The organism is Roseateles sp. PN1, from assembly GCF_038419725.1.
GTDB lineage: Bacteria > Pseudomonadota > Gammaproteobacteria > Burkholderiales > Burkholderiaceae_C > Paucibacter_A.
Genome location: NZ_JBCARA010000015.1, coordinates 45,847 through 62,986, shown reverse-complemented (window position 1 = coordinate 62,986; position 17,140 = coordinate 45,847). Strand labels below are relative to the sequence as shown.

At 63.5% G+C, this 17,140-nt stretch carries 17 protein-coding genes; 16 read left to right on the top strand and 1 reads right to left on the bottom strand.

The annotated features are described in order from the left end of the window. Positions 1-2: 2 nt before the first annotated feature. The 14 genes from AABB87_RS20110 (at position 3) to AABB87_RS20045 (ending at position 14,463) form a co-directional block, all read left to right on the top strand. Positions 3-2,645, top strand: a complete 2,643-nt coding sequence (locus tag AABB87_RS20110) for a 4Fe-4S binding protein (protein WP_341973077.1) — start codon at positions 3-5, stop codon at positions 2,643-2,645. Continuing rightward, on the top strand, positions 2,642-3,928 hold the full coding sequence (locus tag AABB87_RS20105) for a nitrous oxide reductase family maturation protein NosD (RefSeq protein WP_341973076.1): 1,287 nt from the start codon (positions 2,642-2,644) through the stop codon (positions 3,926-3,928). Before AABB87_RS20110 ends, AABB87_RS20105 begins: the two co-directional genes overlap by 4 nt. Next, a complete protein-coding gene (locus tag AABB87_RS20100) occupies positions 3,903-4,919 on the top strand; it encodes an ABC transporter ATP-binding protein (RefSeq protein ID WP_341973075.1) in 1,017 nt (338 codons plus the stop codon). Before AABB87_RS20105 ends, AABB87_RS20100 begins: the two co-directional genes overlap by 26 nt. 2 nt (positions 4,920-4,921) lie before the next feature. Further along, the gene (locus tag AABB87_RS20095; RefSeq protein ID WP_058719689.1) at positions 4,922-5,734 is read left to right on the top strand and encodes an ABC transporter permease; all 813 of its coding nucleotides are present in this window, start codon (positions 4,922-4,924) and stop codon (positions 5,732-5,734) included. After that, positions 5,731-6,276 carry a nitrous oxide reductase accessory protein NosL gene (locus tag AABB87_RS20090; RefSeq protein WP_341973074.1) on the top strand — a complete coding sequence of 182 codons (546 nt, stop codon included), beginning with the start codon at positions 5,731-5,733 and terminating at the stop codon, positions 6,274-6,276. Before AABB87_RS20095 ends, AABB87_RS20090 begins: the two co-directional genes overlap by 4 nt. A gap of 12 nt (positions 6,277-6,288) precedes the next feature. After that, positions 6,289-6,927 carry a nitrous oxide reductase accessory protein NosL gene (locus AABB87_RS20085; protein ID WP_341973072.1) on the top strand — a complete coding sequence of 213 codons (639 nt, stop codon included), beginning with the start codon at positions 6,289-6,291 and terminating at the stop codon, positions 6,925-6,927. After that, the gene (locus tag AABB87_RS20080) at positions 6,924-7,058 is read left to right on the top strand and encodes a hypothetical protein (RefSeq protein ID WP_341973071.1); all 135 of its coding nucleotides are present in this window, start codon (positions 6,924-6,926) and stop codon (positions 7,056-7,058) included. Before AABB87_RS20085 ends, AABB87_RS20080 begins: the two co-directional genes overlap by 4 nt. A 35-nt stretch (positions 7,059-7,093) precedes the next feature. After that, positions 7,094-7,519: a c-type cytochrome gene (locus tag AABB87_RS20075; RefSeq protein ID WP_058719687.1), complete on the top strand. Its 426-nt coding sequence runs from the start codon at positions 7,094-7,096 to the stop codon at positions 7,517-7,519. Positions 7,520-7,531: 12 nt separating this feature from the next. Next, positions 7,532-8,956: a cbb3-type cytochrome c oxidase subunit I gene (locus AABB87_RS20070; protein ID WP_058719686.1), complete on the top strand. Its 1,425-nt coding sequence runs from the start codon at positions 7,532-7,534 to the stop codon at positions 8,954-8,956. Continuing rightward, positions 8,956-9,774 carry a CbbQ/NirQ/NorQ/GpvN family protein gene (locus AABB87_RS20065; RefSeq protein ID WP_341973068.1) on the top strand — a complete coding sequence of 273 codons (819 nt, stop codon included), beginning with the start codon at positions 8,956-8,958 and terminating at the stop codon, positions 9,772-9,774. The genes AABB87_RS20070 and AABB87_RS20065 overlap by 1 nt, the downstream gene beginning before the upstream one ends. Next, positions 9,767-10,849, top strand: a complete 1,083-nt coding sequence (locus AABB87_RS20060) for a 4Fe-4S binding protein (RefSeq protein ID WP_341973066.1) — start codon at positions 9,767-9,769, stop codon at positions 10,847-10,849. The genes AABB87_RS20065 and AABB87_RS20060 overlap by 8 nt, the downstream gene beginning before the upstream one ends. A gap of 2 nt (positions 10,850-10,851) precedes the next feature. Beyond that, a complete protein-coding gene (locus AABB87_RS20055; protein WP_341973064.1) occupies positions 10,852-12,732 on the top strand; it encodes a nitric oxide reductase activation protein NorD in 1,881 nt (626 codons plus the stop codon). Between the two features lie 149 nt (positions 12,733-12,881). After that, positions 12,882-13,580 (top strand): Crp/Fnr family transcriptional regulator, encoded by a 699-nt coding sequence (locus AABB87_RS20050; RefSeq protein WP_058719683.1) that lies wholly within the window; start codon positions 12,882-12,884, stop codon positions 13,578-13,580. A 169-nt stretch (positions 13,581-13,749) separates the two neighbouring features. Next, positions 13,750-14,463, top strand: a complete 714-nt coding sequence (locus tag AABB87_RS20045) for a Crp/Fnr family transcriptional regulator (RefSeq protein ID WP_058719682.1) — start codon at positions 13,750-13,752, stop codon at positions 14,461-14,463. On the opposite strand, the gene cobA is transcribed toward AABB87_RS20045, so the two are convergent. Continuing rightward, positions 14,448-15,350, bottom strand: a complete 903-nt coding sequence (gene cobA, locus AABB87_RS20040; RefSeq protein WP_341973062.1) for a uroporphyrinogen-III C-methyltransferase — start codon at positions 15,348-15,350, stop codon at positions 14,448-14,450. The genes AABB87_RS20045 and cobA overlap by 16 nt on opposite strands. A gap of 123 nt (positions 15,351-15,473) precedes the next feature. Here cobA and AABB87_RS20035 point away from each other — a divergent pair, with 123 nt between their 5' ends. Together AABB87_RS20035 and AABB87_RS20030 are read left to right on the top strand one after the other, a co-directional pair. Continuing rightward, a complete protein-coding gene (locus tag AABB87_RS20035; protein ID WP_341973060.1) occupies positions 15,474-15,872 on the top strand; it encodes a c-type cytochrome in 399 nt (132 codons plus the stop codon). A gap of 23 nt (positions 15,873-15,895) precedes the next feature. After that, entirely contained in the window at positions 15,896-17,137 is a 1,242-nt protein-coding gene (locus AABB87_RS20030; protein WP_445944894.1) for a cytochrome D1 domain-containing protein, read from the top strand. Positions 17,138-17,140: the final 3 nt, after the last annotated feature.

Here is a 17,140-nt window from a genome sequence, read left to right as displayed (position 1 = left end):
AGATGAAAACGCATCGCCAAGGATTGGCGGCCAACTGGAGGAGCTTCCTCCATTTGGCCGCATTTTTTCTGGGGCTGACCCTGGGGGCGCAAGCCGCACAAGCCGCTCCAACAGGAACGGGAGCCTATGAGGCCGCGCTGCCGGCCGAGTTGGCCACGGCCAAGGATATGTGCGCCTTGTTGCCGTGTCAGGATGTCTTCCCTGGTGCCAAGAGCTTCTCCGAGCGGCTCGGCTCGCCGCCCTATGTGAAGGCGCTGGGCGAGGCCGACAAGTTGCTCGGTTATGTGATGCTGTCCACCGACATCACCGACACCCCGGCCTATTCCGGCAAGCCGGTGGTCACTCTGATCGGCATGGACCTGACGGGCCACTTCGTCGGCATCAAGGTGCTGAAGCATTCGGAGCCGATTCTGCTGCTGGGCATCCCGGAATCGGCGCTGCTGAAATTCAATGATCAATATCTCGGCAAGTCGGTGGCCGACAAGATCGAGGTCGGCCAAACCCGTCCGGACGAAAACGTGCTCGGCGTTGACGCGATCTCCGGCGCCACAGTTACGGTGATCGCCCAGAACCAGGTCTTGATGGCCTCGGGCCAGGCGGTGGCCAAGCAGGTTGGCATCTTGGCGCCGACGGTGCGTGATCCGGCCCGTTACGCCCAGACCGAGCGGCGCTTCGACTGGGCGCAGCTGGTCAAGCTCGGCGCCGTGCAGCGCCTGCGGGTCAGCCCCGAGCAGGTCGGACTGCCGCGCGGCCCCGAGCCTTTTGTCGAACTCTGGTTTGGCGACTTGAACCACCCCGCCATCGGCGCCAGCCTGATGGGTGCCAGCAACTGGGCCAATCTGCGTTCGCGCATGAAGGAGAGTGAACATGCCTTCTTCATCATCCGCACGGCCGGCATCGAATCCTTCAAGGGCTCGGGCTTTGTGCGCGGAGGCATTTACGACCGAGTGCAGGTCAAACAAGGCGCCGATTCTTTCACCTTCCGTGATCTGGATTATCTGAACCTCTACGGCCTGGAAGCCGCTGGCGCGCCGGAATTCAACGAATCAGCCATCTTCATCATTCGCTCCAAAGCCTTCTCTGCCGCCTATCCCTGGCAATTGGCCCTCCTGGGCAACCGGGTAGACCGGGCCACCGGCGCGCGCAGCTTTGCCAACTTCGACAGCAAATATTGGCTGGCGGCCGAGTTGCTGGAGGGGGGCCGCCCGGTTGTAGTGGAGGCCGACGCCCCCTGGGTACGCGTCTGGAAGACACGCGCGGTCGAGATCGGCTTGTTCATCGCCCTGCTGCTCGGCGTGACCGTGGTCTATGCCTTGCGCGAAAAGCTGACGCGTCTTTCCACCCACAAGAACAAGTGGCCGGTCAACGCCTTCAAGTACACGGCTTGGGGCTTGAGCATCGTCTTTGTCGGCTTTGGCGCGATGGCGCAGCCCTCGATCACCCAGGTGCTGACCTGGTTCCATTCGCTGCTGTTCCAGTGGACTTGGTCGCTGTTCCTGTCCGACCCCTTCATCTTCGTGTTCTGGATTTTCATCATCGTCACCGTCTTCTTGTTCGGTCGCGGCCTCTTCTGCGGCTGGATGTGCCCGTTTGGCTCACTGTCCGAGGCGATCTACAAGGTCGGCGAGAAGATCGGGCTGAAGCGCTTCCAGGGCCATCTGCCGCACGCTTGGCACCACCGGCTGAAGTGGCTCAAGTACGCGATCTTCTTCGGCCTGCTGGTGATCTCGATGTTCTCGATGGGCCTGGCCGAAAAACTGGCCGAGGTTGAACCGTTCAAGACCACCTTTCTGGTCGGCATCACGAACCGGGCCTGGCCTTATGGTCTCTTCGTCGCCACGCTGCTGGGACTCTCGCTGTTCATCGAGCGGCCGTACTGCAAATACATCTGCCCGCTCGGCGCGGCCCTGGCCATGCCCAGCACCTTCCGCTGGTTCGGTCTGAAGCGCAAGCAGGACTGCAATAGCTGCAAGGCATGCGCAGTCGGTTGCGGCTCGCTGGCGATTGATGCGGCCGGCCGCATCGACCACCGCGAATGCCTGCACTGCCTGGACTGCATGATTCTGTACACCGACACCAAGGGTTGCCCACCCCTGGCCAAGGAGCGCAAGCGCCGCGAGCGCGACGGCCTGCTGATCACCCCGATTGGCCGCGATGGCTATTTCATTCCCATCCAGCCCATTCAGCCGAATGCCATGAGCGAGAAGGTGGCCCTGGGGCCGGACCCGCGCATGCCCACCGACCCGGTAGCGCCGGCGCACAAGGCCGATGCACAGGGCTTGAAGTGGATCTGGGCGGAGTTGTTCGACCACCTCTGGCCTTGGCACAAGGACAGTTGGAAGAGCCAGAAGGCACTGCAGATCGCCGGCTTCTCGCTGGCCCTGGCCGCCACGCTGGCCTGGGTGCTGGCCGGCAGCGGGCGCTTATCCCAAAGTGCGATCATTGCTTGGTGGTTTGGCTGGAGCGTCTACGAGGTCTTGATCCGTCTGGCGGGCAAGCGCTACGTCAAAGACGGCCCCTGGTGGCAGGGCCACTACCGCCGCGCCTCGGTGATGGACATGCTCAGCTATGTCGGTTTCAAGAATCTGCTGATCGGCGCGGCTTTGTTCCTGGCGCTGAAGGCAAGCGGCCTGATGCTGGCATGAGAGCTATCTCCCTTCTGTTCTTGGTACTGCTGGCTCTGCTCGCGCATATGGGCTGCGCGCAAGCCGCCACGCTGCGGGTCAAGCCCGGCCAGTCGCTGCAAGAGGCGATTGCTGCCGCCGCGCCCGGCGATGTGCTGGAGATCGAACGCGGCCTCTATGTGGGCAACTTCCTGATCGACAAGCCGCTGACGCTGCGCGGCATCCATCGACCGACGCTGAGCGGCGCCTTCACGGGCGATACCGTGCGCGTCACCGCCGCCGGCGTGACTATCGAAGGCCTGATCGTGCGCGACTCCGGCAGCAGCCTGAAGGATCAGAACGCCGGCATCTACATCCGCCCCGGAGCGCACCGGGCGCTGGTGCAGCACTGCGATCTGGCCTACAACCTGTTTGGCCTGTGGATTGAGAAGGCCAATGGGGTGCGGGTGGAACACAACCTCATCACCGGCAAGCGCGAGCTGAACAGCTCACAGCGCGGCAACGGCATCCAGCTCTACAACACCGATGGCGCCCGCATCATCGGCAACAACATCGGCTTCGTCCGCGATGCGCTCTATGTGGACGTGAGCCACAACGCCATCTTCAAGAGCAATAAGCTGCACCACAGCCGCTACGGCAGCCACTATATGAACTCCTACTACAACCTGTGGGAGGACAACGAGAGCTATTACAACCGTGGCGGCCTGGCCCTGATGGAGGTGCGCAACCAAGTGGTTCGCGGCAACCGGACCTGGGGCAATAGCGACCACGGCATCATGCTGCGAACGCTGCAGGATTCGGTGATCGAGAACAACATCATTGCCGGCAACGCTCGCGGCTTCTTCATCTACGACGTCGAGTACGCGACGCTGAAGGGCAATTTGGTGGTCGACAACCAGGTCGGCGTGCACCTGTCCGCCGGTTCGACCCGCAATGTGGTGGAAGGCAATGACTTCATCGCCAACCGGGAGCAGGTGCGTTACGTCGGCGCACGCGATGAGGTCTGGCGCGGCAAGGATAAAAAGTCCTTTGGTAACCATTGGAGCAATTACCTCGGCTGGGACCGCAATGGCGATGGCGTCGGTGATGTGCCCTATGAGGCGAACGACATGGTGGATCGCCTGAGCTGGCGCCATCCGAGCGTCAAGCTGCTGCTGGCCAGCCCTGCCGTGCAGGCGCTGCGTCTGGTCGGCCAACAATTTCCGGTGCTGCGTGTGCCCAGCGTGGTCGACCCGGCCCCGCGCATGCAGCCCGGCAACAAGCAATGGAGTGAATGGCGTGACAAGCACTATCCCGGCCAATAAGGTCAGCCCCTCCGCGGGCAGCGCAGCGCCAGCCATCGAGGTGCGCGGCGTCAGCAAGCATTTCGGCGCTATCCACGCGGTGGACGGCGTTGACCTGCGGGTTGAAGCCGGCGAAATCTTCGGTCTGATCGGCCACAACGGCGCCGGCAAGAGCACCTTGTTCAAGATGATGTTGGGGCTCACGCCGCTGAGCGGCGGTGAGATCCTGATCGACGGGGGTTCGGTGTGCGGCAGCGGCTTTCGCGCCACCCGCCGTCGCCTGGGCTATCTGCCCGAGAACGTGGTGCTGTATGACAACCTCAGCGGCCTCGAGACGCTGCGCTTCTTCGCCAAGCTGAAGGGCGCCGATCTGCAGCAATGCGCGCCAACGCTCGAGCGGGTGGGCCTGGCGCATGCCGGCACGCGGCCCTTGCGTGAGTACTCCAAGGGCATGCGGCAAAGGCTCGGCTTTGCACAAGCGCTGCTGGGCGAACCGCGCGTGCTGTTTCTGGACGAGCCGACCAATGGCCTGGATCCGCAGGCGATTCGCGACTTCTACAGCGTGCTGCAAGACTTGAAAGCCAAGGGTGTGACGGTCCTGATCACCTCGCACATCCTGGCCGAATTGCAGGAGCGCGTTGACCGACTGGCCATCATGGCGGCCGGCCGCATCCAGGCGCTGGGCACCGTGCAAGAGCTGCGCGAACAGCAGCGCGCGCCGCTGCGCATCGAACTGGGCTTGAGCGAGGTCGATGCGGTGCTGGTGCGCCAGGAGCTTGGGCGCTTATGGGTTGATGGCAGTGAGGGCCTGGCCTGCTGCAGCACGCCGCAGGGGCTCAGCCTGACCTGCCCACGCGAGTCCAAGATGGCCGTGCTGGGCGTGGTCGGCACCTTGGGCTCACGCCTGCTCGACTTGAGCCTCCATGAGAGTTCGCTGGAGGATGTGTTCTTCGGCGTTGGCCAGTCGTCGAATGAAGCTGCGGTGGGTGTTGCTGTGGCGGGAGGCCGTTGAACATGGAACTGAGTCAAATCTTCACCCTCGCAGGCAAGGAATTCCGCGACCGCATGCGCAACCGCTGGGTGCTGGCGGTGGCGTTGGTGTTCACCGCCTTCTCGCTGGTGATCACCTATTTCGGCGGCGCCAGCAGTGGCCAAGTCGGCCCGCGCTCGATCGAGTTCATCATCGCCAGCCTGGTCAGCCTGGTGATCTATCTGATCCCCTTGATCGCCCTGCTGCTGGGCTTTGACGCCATCGTTGGGGAACGCGAACGCGGCTCGCTGGATCTGCTCTTGGCCCTGCCGATCACCAAGCTGGAGTTGCTGCTGGGCAAATACCTGGGCCTGGCGGCCGCCTTGACGCTATCCACGCTGGGCGGCTTCGCCCTGGTGGCGGCGCTGCTGTATCAACAGTTTGGCTGGCCCGGTCTGTTCCATTACCTGGGCTTTATGTTCAGCAGCACGCTCTTGGGCTTGGCCTTTCTGAGCCTGGCGGTGCTCTTGTCGGTGCTCAGCCGCGAGCGCACCCGCGCCTCGGGCCTGGCCATCGCCTTGTGGTTCTTCTTTGTGCTGGTGTTTGACCTGCTACTGCTCGGCGCCCTGGTGGCCAGCAGTGGCGAGTTCGGCGGCGAGGCCTTGGCCTATCTGCTGCTGCTCAACCCGGCCGATGTGTTCCGCATCCTCAACATCTTTTCGCTCGACGATATGCGCACCCTCTATGGCCTGACCAGCATCGTGCCGCCGGCCCTGGCCAAGCCATGGCTGATGGGTCTGGTGATGGGCGGCTGGATCGTCGTGCCCTTGCTACTGGCTCGCTGGAGGTTCAAATGAATAGGCGCAATTTCAAATCATCAACATCGGCGCTGCGTACTGCCGTGCTGTGCGCGGTCGTTGCGCTGGGCCTCGGCGCCTGCGGCCGTTCGGACGAAGCCCAGGCCGTGGCTGCGGCTGAGATCGATGCCAGCAGTGCCTGTGAACTGGACGGTATGCTGCTGGCCGACTACCCCGGTCCTAAGGCGCAGATCCATTACGCCGGGCAAGCTGCGCCGAGCTTCTTCTGTGACACCGTCGAGCTTCTCAACACCTTGCTGGCGCCAGAGCAGGTCAGGGCCATCAAGGCCGTCTATGTGCAGGACATGGGCAGCGCCGACTGGGATCAGCCGCGTGGCTTCTGGATCGATGCCAAGAGCGCGATCTATGTGCTGGGCAGCACCCGCCAGGGCTCGATGGGCCCCACCATCGCTTCCTTCGCCAAGGAGGCCGATGCCAAGGCCTTCGCCGCCAAGTGGGGCGGTAAGCCACTGCGCTTTGCCGAGATCACGCGCGATATGGTCGACCTGAGTGGCGGCGCCTTGCACGACAGCAAGATGTAGGGAGCGGCGGTCATGTTGCCCGTTTCCGTCCCCTTGCACGGTCCCCTCGGTCGCCTGAGTCGATTGCTCTGGGCGGTGTTCTTGGGCATCGCCTTGGCCGGCAGCTTGCAATTGCTGCCAGGCAGTGGGGCAAGCCCCAAGCTGGATCCGAGGGCAGAGGTTTGCGTCGTGGCGCCACCCACGCCTTATGACCCAGCCTCCGGCCTTGCCTTGCTGGCGCCGCGCCCGGTGCCGGCTGACGCGCGCTGCCCCGTTTGCGGCATGTACCCGGCACGCTCGCGCGAGTCAGCACGCTGGGCGGCTCAAGTGATCTTCGACAACGGCGACGCGCAGTTCTTCGACTCACCGCTGTCGCTATTCATCTACTTGCAAAACGTGGCGCGCTACACACGCGGGCGTGATGCCTCTCAGATCGCCGCAAGCTATGTGAGCGATGCGAGCAGCGGCGCTTGGCTGGCGGCGACCGCAGCCGTCTATGTGCAGGGCTCGACGGCCACCGGGCCGATGCGCGCCGGCAACTTGCCGGCCTTTGCCGATGCGGCTGCAGCACAGCGCTTCACGCGCGAGCGAGGTGGGCGCTTGTTGCGCGCGAGTGAGATCAGCCCTGAGTTGCTGAGGCGGCTGGACTCAGGCACACATCTCGACCATTGAGCCTGACGCTGCCGGCAATCGGTGGTGGGCAATCGGTGGCGGGCAATCTCAGGCCGGTAACTGTGGTGCTGCAGCAAGTGGAGCGGATTTCCTTATTCCTGTTCAAGGAACTGGCGCCCACATATCCCTAGTCTTGCTGCATCTCCACTCAATATCGAGGATCACCATGAGCCGAGGCTTCACCAGCCAGATGGCGCGCAATATCTTTTATGGCGGCACGGTCTTCTTCGTGCTGCTATTCGCCGCGCTGATTTTCGACACCGAACAACGCATCCCCCAGCGTTCCAACGCGGCGGCGATCACGCCGGCCGTGGTGCGCGGCAAGCATATTTGGGAAGCCAATAACTGCATCGGCTGCCACACCTTGCTGGGGGAGGGTGCCTATTTCGCGCCCGAGTTGGGCAATGTCTACACGCGGCGCGGCCCCGAGTTCATCAAGGCCTGGATCAAGGCCCAGCCCACCGGCGTGCCGGGGCGCCGCCAGATGCCCAATTTCCATCTGAACGATCAGCAGCTCGACGACATGGTCGAGTTCCTCAAATGGACCAATGGCGTCAACACTGAGAAGTGGCCACCGAATGTGGAAGGCTGAGGAGAAGACACTATGAAACCCATCACCCTCAAATACCAGTCGCAGGCGGTTGCCAAGCTTTACTTCATCGGCGCCTTGGCGCTGTTTGTTGGCCAGATCATCTTTGGCCTCGCGCTGGGACTGCAATACCTGATCGGGGACCTGATGTTCCCGGCCATTCCTTTCAATATTGCCCGCATGGTGCACACCAATCTGCTGATTGTGTGGCTCTTGATGGGATTCATGGGGAGTGCCTACTTTCTGGTTCCAGAGGAGGCAGAGACCGAACTCTTCAGCCCACTTTTGGCCAAGATCCTGTTCTGGATCTTCCTGGCCGCCGGTGCGCTCACCATCCTTGGCTATCTGCTGGTGCCTTACGCCTCACTGGCTGAAATGACGGGCAACAACTTGCTGGCCACTATGGGGCGCGAGTTTCTGGAGCAACCCTTGCCTACCAAGCTCGGCATTGTGGTGGTGGCGCTGGCTTTCTTGTTCAATATCAGCATGACGGTGCTGAAGGGCCGCAAGACCGCTATCACCCTGGTGCTGCTGATGGGCTTGTGGGGCCTGGCCCTGATGTTCTTGTTCAGCTTCGTCAATCCGGACAATCTGGTGCGCGACAAGATGTACTGGTGGTTCGTCGTTCACCTCTGGGTGGAAGGGACTTGGGAGTTGATCCTGGGCGCATTGCTAGCCTTCGTCTTGATCAAGACCACCGGCGTGGACCGTGAGGTCATCGACAAATGGCTGTACCTGATCATCACCATGGCCTTGGTCACCGGCATCCTGGGCACCGGCCACCACTTCTTCTTCATCGGCCTGCCGGGCTACTGGCTGTGGGTGGGCAGCATCTTCAGTGCGTTGGAGCCCATTCCCTTCTTCATGATGACCTTGTTCGCCTTCAATATGGTGCAGCGCCGCCGTCGTGAACATCCGAATCAAGCCGCCTTGCTGTGGGCCGTGGGCTGCGCCGTGATGGGCTTCCTGGGCGCTGGCCTGTGGGGCTTTATCCATACCCTGAGCCCGGTCAACTACTACACCCACGGCAGCCAGCTCACTGCGGCCCACGGCCACCTGGCTTTCTATGGCGCCTATGTGCTGGTGGTCATTGCGATGATCAGTTATGCCATGCCCTTGCTGCGTGGCCGTGAAGCCAACTCGCGCCGCGCCCAAAGCGTGGAGATGTGGAGCTTCTGGATCATGACCATCGGTATGGGCGTGATGGTGCTGGCCCTGACGGGCGCGGGCATTCTGCAAGTTTGGCTGCAGCGCATGCCCAGCGAAGGTGCCATGGGCTTCATGGCCACCCAAGACCAGCTGCGCTTCTTCTATTGGCTGCGCATGTCGGGCGGCGTTGGCTTCCTGATCGGCTTGCTGACCTATCTGAGCAGCTTCTTCGTCGGCGCTGGTACGGCTGAGGAAGAGATGCCGGCAGCTGCCTTAAGCCAGGCGGTCTGATGGAAATGCACAGTGCACGGCAGCTGGATGCCTTGGGCGAGCCGCCGTTCTATGCCGAGCAGGGCGAGGAATGCCGCCTGTTCGAGCATGCCCACGCCAGCCGGCTGCCCTTGTTGATCAAGGGCCCCACCGGCTGCGGCAAGACCCGTTTGGTTGAGCATATGGCGGCGCGCCTGGGCCGGCCGCTGATCACGGTCAGCTGCCATGACGATCTCAGCGCCGCCGACCTCGTGGGGCGGCATCTGATCCAGGGCGGCGACACGCGCTGGCTCGACGGGCCGCTCACCCGCGCCGTGCGCGAGGGCGCCATCTGCTATCTGGATGAAGTGGTGGAGGCCCGCAAGGACACCACCGTGGTGCTGCACCCACTGGCCGACGACCGGCGTGTGCTGCCGATTGAACGCACCGGCGAAATGCTGGCCGCAGCACCTGGCTTCATGCTGGTAATCAGCTACAACCCCGGCTACCAAAACCTGCTCAAAGGCTTAAAGCCCAGCACCAGGCAGCGCTTTGTGGCCCTGGGCCTGGACTATCCGGTGCCGGCGGTGGAGCAAAGCATCGTCGCCACCGAGAGTGCTTGCACGCCGGCAGTGGCGGCGCAGCTGGTGCGTTTGGCTCAAGCCTTGCGCCGCTTGACCGAGCAGGATCTGGAGGAAACCGCCAGCACCCGTTTGCTGGTGATGGCGGCGCGCCTGCATGTGGCCGGTCTGCCTTTGCTGGTCAGCTGCCGAGCGGCCATCGTTGATGCACTGACCGATGATGCCGACACCGGCGCCGCCCTGCACGAGGTGCTGCGTGCGGTGATCGGCGATGGCTGAAACATTGACTGAGGCTAGCGCTGCGGCCTCCGAACACAGCCGGCGTCTGCAGCGGCGGCGCCGCACCACCCAGTTGGCCTTCTTCGCTTTGTTCTTGCTGGCGCCCGGGCTTGATCTGCTGCGTTTCGATTTGAACGAGACACAGCTCTGGGTGCTGGGCATGCGCTGGAGCTTAGGGATAGACGGGCTGGCGCATGGCCAAGTTTCGGCCAATACCGCTGCACTCAACTTGATTGTTCGTGGCATCTTGCCCGCGCTGCTGGTGGTGCTGCTGTTTCTTGGCGTGGCCTGGCGCTGGGGGCGGCTTTACTGCGGCTGGCTCTGCCCGCACTTCTCGCTGGTTGAGGGGCTCAACGCATTGCTGCACAAGGCGTGTGGCAAGTTCAGCCTCTGGGACGAGCAAGCCAGCCTGCGGGTCGGCGAGCAGACGCAGCGGCGCTGGTGGCCGGTGTTCGCCATCAGCTGCGCGCTCTTCGGCTTTCTTTGGGCCATCACCTTGCTGACCTATCTGCTGCCACCGGGGCAGATCTGGGCCGGGCTGCTGAGTGGCAGCCTGACGCCAAACCAGACCCGCTTCATCGTGATCGGCAGCCTCGTGTTCACGCTGGAGTTGCTGTTTGCCCGCCATCTGTTTTGCCGCTTCGGCTGCGCCGTGGGTCTGTTTCAAAGCCTGGCCTGGATGGCCAATCCGCGTGCCTTGGTGGTTTCGTACAAGCGCGAACGGGCCAGCGATTGCCGCCAGTGCAGCACTGCCCGGGCGCCCGAAGGCAGCGCCTGCGACCGCGTCTGCCCCATGCGCCTGCGGCCACGTCAGATCAAGCGGCAGATGTTTTCCTGCGTGCAGTGCGGCCGTTGTCTGGACCAGTGTGCCGAATCCAAAGATCATCAGCCCCAGCTCGTGCAGCCGCAGCTGGAGTGGAAGGTGGGCGCCGATGCGCTGCGTGAAACCTTGCGACAGCACCAGCAACAGCAGCAACACAAGCTGCGCACAGGCGGGGACCGCCCGCCTCCTGAAGGCGCGGCCGATCATGGCATTGACGCCCATTCTTCGAATCAAATTCAGCAAGAAAGCTAGTCATGGAAGAGTGGGTAGGCGAACGCTGGCATCGCTTCATTAACGGCGCTGCGGATCGCAGTTTTGCTTCAGCCGCCATTGCCCTCACGGAGGTCAGTGGCGCGGTGGCTTTGCTCTACCGCGCTGCGGGCGGTGCGCCTGGCACGCGCATCGTGCCGGCCGCTGATATGCGCATTGGCGGCCCGCGCACCTGGCTGCAACGTCTGGCGGGCAGTGGCGTGCGCGCCGCATTGCCCCGCTTGGACGAAGAGACCCTGGCCTTGCCGCCACGCATTGCCTTGTTTGCCGACAGCGCACTCAACCGCGACCTCTATCTTTGGCTGGCTGCTCTGGCCGCTGCCTTCGTGCCCAGCGGCCGGTGGGCGGCAGACAATCTCGTCGCCACGCGCCTGGCCTTGCAGCGCTGCCCGGGTTTGCGACCACGGTGGGAGCGTTTGAGGTCAGCCCATCTGGCGCAACGCCGTGCCGACGCGCTGAAATTGCCCGCGCCGGATCAGGCCGCCGAACAGCGGCTGCAAGCCTTTCTGCTGGCGGATGAAGACCCGGCTGAGGCGACCTCGCTGGACGAGTTCGAATGGCATGCCCAGGCACCCCGTCTCGCGCCCGTATGGCTGTGGCTGCAGGCCTTGCCACCCGAGCTTGCGGCAGGCGCGGGGGGCAAACAAGAAATCCGTCAGCCTAGAGCTGGCAATGGCGCGCCACCTCAACCCGACGATGCCGAGCTTGCGCTGACCAAAAAGCGCCGGCGCACCCGGCAAGCCAAGCCCGCGAGCGAGCGCGCGCCGCTCTTGCTGCCTTCCAAAACCGAGTCGCTGCAAAGCTGGAGCGAGCACATTCCCTTGGATCGAGGTCAGGATGATGAGCCCGACGACGAGCAAGCACAAGCGGCCGCCGACGACATGGAGCAACTCACCCTGTCGCGCGACGGTGTCGCCGGCGCCGCGCGGGTCAAGTTCGATCTGGACCTGCCAAGCGCCAGCGCGGACGACCTGCCGCTGGGCGAAGGCGAATTGCTGCCTGAATGGGACTGGAAGCGCCAGCGCCTCTTGCCCGGCCATTGCCAGGTTCAAACCCTGGTGACGCGACCCGGTGCCAGCCCCTTGCGCCCCAGCCCCGCGCTGCGCCGAACCGCGCGCCAGGTCAGGCGGCGCCTGGAGCTCTTGCGCGCAGCCCCCAAATGGCAACGCGGCTGCAGCGAAGGTGAAGCCTTGGATCTCGACGCCTGGGTGCGCCATCTGGCCTCCGTTCAGTCTGGCGGCGGGCCTGACCCGCAGGTCTACGCCCGCCGGCAGCGGGGCGAGCGCAGCCTGGCCACGCTGCTGCTGGCCGATCTGTCCCTGTCTACCGATGCCTATGCGAATAACGATGCGCGGGTGATCGAGGTGATTCGGGATGCCTTGTTCGTTTTCGGAGAGGCCTTGCAAGCCTGCGGTGACCCGTTCTCGATGCTGGGCTTCAGCTCGGTGCGGCGCAGCCAGATCCGCATTCAGCATTTGAAGAGCTTTGAGGAGAACTGGTCGGGCCCGGTGACAGCTAGGCTTGCCGCCATCAAGCCGGGCTACTACACCCGTATGGGCGCGGCCATTCGCCTGGCCACCAAGCGCCTGCAGCAAAGGCCGGAGCGGCAGCGCCTGCTTTTGCTGTTGACCGATGGCAAGCCCAATGACCTGGATGTGTACGAGGGCCGCTGGGGCGTCGAGGACACCCGCGAAGCCGTGCTGGAAGCCCGCCGCGCCGGTTTGCAGCCCTTTTGCCTGAGCATCGACGCCGAGGCTCCTGACTATCTGCCGCACATCTTCGGGCGCCAAGGTTGGGCCCGCGTGGTGCGCCCGAGCGAGCTGCCCATACGGCTGGCGGGCATCTACGGGCAACTGACCCGCTGAGCGAGCAAAAGGCAAAGCGGCGGCGCCACTGCGTGGCTGTCACTTTGCTTGGCTCCTCGCCGCAGACTTAAGCAATATCAAGGCCGGGATTTTGGGCGCTCTCGACAATGCAGTCTCTGCACACGCCGCCATCACTAGGGAGACCCGCCATGGATATGCGCGCATTTGATTTACCCCGCTACCTCTCGGTGCTGCCCCTATTCACGGATTTGAGTGCAGCCGAACTGGCCCGCCTGGCAACGGGCTGCAGCTTGCGCCGCCTGGCGCGGGGCGACACCATTTTTCGGGTCGGACAGCCCTGCGAAGAGTTTCATGTGACGGTGACCGGGCAGGTCAAGCTCTTCGCCATCTCGCCGTCCGGGCAGGAGAAGGTGATCGAGTTGGTGGGCCCCGGCCACAGCTTTGCCGAGGCGCTGATGTTCACCGGCAAGCCCTACATCATCAATGCTCAAGCCTTGACTGACAGCCTGCTTTTGTCCGTGTCCAAGCAGGCCGTGCTGACTGAAATCGAGCAAGACAGCCGCTTTGCCTTGCGCATGCTGGCGGGTATTTCGCGCCGCTTGCATGGCCTCGTGCATGACGTGCAGGCCTATGCCCTGCATAGCGGTGTGCAGCGCGTGATCGGCTATTTGCTGCGGGATCAAGTGGCGGAAGACTGTGTGAATGGCGAAGTCATCACCGTGTCACTGCCGGTGAGCAAGGCGACCATCGCCTCCCGGCTCAGCCTTACCCCGGAGTATTTTTCGCGCGTGCTGCATGAGCTTGAGGCCGCCGGGCTGATCGAGGTGGACCGCCGCGACATCCGCATCCGCGATGCCTCAGCCCTAGCGAACTACACCGGGGTTTGATGGCGGTAGCTTCGAAACCATTGCCCATCGTTCGCTAGAACTAGGGTGGATAGTTCTGAAGAACTACTGCCCACAATGACTTGACGCACGTCAAGTTGACCGATTTGCAGCCGAACAGAATCGCGCTCGCAGCGCCTTCTTCCTTTCGCCCCGCAACGAGGTCAAACCCATGAGCAGCCCTTCGAATCACGTACCGCTTGAGATAACGCGTTACATCGCCGTGCAGCCACTTTTCCGCGGGATCAATGATGATGACCTTGCCCGCATCGTCGATCATGGCTGCAGCTTGGTGCGTGTTCCCCGCTGCCGCAATCTGTTCAGCGCCGGGGACATCTGTGACAGCCTGCACATCGTCATCACCGGCCGCATCAAAGTCTTCGCCCTGGCCGCCAATGGCAGCGAAAAGGTGCTGGAGCTGATCGGCCCGGGCCAAAGCCTGGGGGAGTCCGCCATCTTCAATGACCAGCGCCACGGCTTCAGCGCGCTGTCACTCAGTGATTCGCTCTTGCTGCGCATTCCGAAGGCCGCCTTGGTCGCGCAGATTGGCCGGGACCCCAATTTCTCGCTGCGCTTATTGGCCCAGGCCTCACAGCGCATCCAGAATTTGCTGCATGACGTGGAAAGCTATTGCCTGCACAGTGGTCTGCAAAGAGTGGTGGGCTTCTTACTGAAGGGGCAATCAGACGAGAGCTGCGCACCGGCCCGGCCCCATACCGTGTCGCTGCCGGTCAGCAAGGCCACGATCGCCTCGCGCCTGAGCCTGACGCCAGAGTACTTCTCCCGAGTGCTACGGGAGTTAGAGGACGAAGGCTTGATTCAAATCTCGCGGCGCGACATCCACATCTTGCAGCCCCGCGAGTTGGCCAGCTACACCTTGCAGTGACGCTCCGGCGAGCCGGCTGTGACCATTGCGGCCGCTTTCTTCAGCCCCGATGGCAGCTGGGCATCAGCTTGGTGCATCGCAGGGCTGAGCCTCTCATGCATGGCGGTCACCTCGCCAATCATCAGCAGAGTAGGGGACTTCAGGGCGTGGCTGCGGGCCAACTCTGGCAGCTCGGCCAAGCTGCCGCGGATGCAGCGCTGCTGCGGCAGGCTGGCGTTCTCAACCAGCGCGGCCGGGGTATCGGCAGGCAAGCCATGCAGAATCAGTTGGCGGCTGATCAGGGGCAGGCTGTTCAGCCCCATATAGATCACCACCGTTTGATGGGGGCGGGCCAGCATGGGCCAGTCCAGGGGCAGGGCTTCAGAGTCCGCATCATCTGTGTCCTTGGCGGCGCGAAGATGACCGGTGGCATAGATCAGGGTGCCGGCATGTGAGCGATGCGTCAGTGGAATGCCTGCTGCCGCGCCGGCCGCTTGTGCGGCGCTGATGCCGGGCACGGTTTCAAACTGAATGCCTGCCGCAGCCAGGGCCTCGGCCTCTTCGCCACCGCGGCCGAAGATATAGGGGTCCCCCCCTTTGAGTCGCAGCACGCGGCGTCCGCCGCGCACTAGCTTGATCATCAGTTCAATGATGCCTTCCTGGCTCAGGGCGTGTAGCCCGCACTTCTTGCCGACGAAGATCGTCTCCGCGGCGGGATTGACCAGGGCCATCACCTCGGCCGACACCAAATTGTCGTAGAGCACCAACTCCGCCTCAGCCAGCGCCCGCGCGGCCTTAAGGGTCAACAGTTCGGCGTCGCCGGGGCCGGCGCCGACCAAGGTCACTTGCGCCCAAGTCGGGCTGTTGCTGGGGCGGGAGAAGTGGCGGGGCTCGATACGTGGACTCATTTTTTGGGGCTCCGGCGCTGACACCTTGTTTGCGGTGCATGGCCTGATTGTGGAGAGCGTGGCTTCTCTTCGTCCTTGATGCAGTTCAAGGACAGTTGATGCCTCGCAGGGGAGCATGGCGGCATGTTGAATCGCAATGACCTGCTGCTGCTAACTGTGTTGCTCTACGGATTCGTAAGCCCCGGCGTGGCGGCGCAGCCTGCGCCAACAAGTCCGGTGCTTGCTGACAGCCAACCCAGCCCGGCCCGCCAGCAACAGCTGCGGCGCATGCTTGCGCATGATTGCGGCTCCTGCCACGGTCTGCGTCTGACCGGTGGCCTGGGGCCTGCCATTCACGCCGAGGCCATGCAGCAGCTGCCGCAGGCTGCTATTGCCGCCACGATTTACCACGGCAGGCCGGGAACGCCCATGCCCGCCTGGAAAAGCATGATCACTGCGGCAGAAGCCGATTGGCTGGCGGCCTATATGCAGCTGCCCCCAGCGCCAAAACAGGAGCTTGCTTCGCAAGAGCACAGGCCATGAACTTCGTCTCCATTTCCTCATTCATGTCTGTCCATCGCGCCCGTCGCATCAAGTTCGCAGGCGCCCGCGTGTTCGCCTTGCTCAGCCTGTGCGTCCCGCTCGCCGCCTGTGTCGCCACGCCTCCCGCGCCACCGCCGCCAACACCGCTTGCTGTCGGCACCGGCGATCTTGGCCTGGTGGTTGAACGCGCCAGTGGCAGCTTGCAGGTGGTCAACACCAGCCGCCGTGAGGTGCTGGGGGCTATCAAGGGGCTGGGCGACTTGTCGCATGCCTCCCTGGTCTACTCCCGCGACGGCGCCTACGCCTTTGTTTTTGGGCGCGATGGCGCGCTCAGCAAAGTGCATTTGCCCAGCCGCAGCTTGGTGGGCCGAATCCAGCAAAGCGGCAATTCGATTGGCGGAGCCATTTCTCAGGATGGCAGCCTGGTGGCCGCCCAGAACTATCAGCCGGGCGGCATCCGGGTGTTTGACAGCCAGACGCTGCGCCTGGTGGCCGATATACCGGCGGAGTACGAGCCCGGCAAGCTGTCCCGCGTCGTGGGCCTGGTTGAACTGCCGGGCCAGCGTTTCATGTACGCCTTGTTCGATGCCAATGAGATCTGGATCGCCGATCTCTCCGGCGTGGCCGCAGGCCAGGCGCCGCAGGTGCAGAAGTTCAAGAACGTTGGTCGGCAGCCCTATGACGCCCTCATCACACCGGATGGCCGCTACTACATCGCCGGCCTCTTCGGGGAAGACGGGCTGGTCAAGATCGACCTCTGGGCCGCGGAGCCCAAGGCCGAGCGCATCTTGGCCGGCTATGGCCGTGGCCAGGAGCCTTTGCCGGTGTTCAAGATGCCGCACTTGCGCGGCTGGGCCATTGCCGGCCGGCAGGCCTATCTACCGGCCATCGGCCGGCACGAGGTGCTGGTGGTGGACATTGACAGCTGGCAGGAGCTGGGCCGTATCCCGGTGGCCGGGCAGCCGGTCTTCGTGATGGCCCGGCCGGACGGGCGCCAGGTCTGGGTGAACTTCGCGGTGCCCGACTACAACCAGGTCCAGGTGATCGATACCCAGAGCCGGCAGGTCATTCAAACTCTGAGTCCCGGCAAGGCGGTGCTGCATATGGAGTTCACTCCTCGCGGTGAGTCGGTCTGGATTTCGACCCGTGACGATAACGCCGTCAACGTGCTGGACACCCGCAGCTTCGCGCGCCAAGCGACGCTCAAGGCCGTGGCGCCGAGCGGCATCTTCTTCACCAGTCGCTCCCAGCGCAGCGGGTTCTGAGCG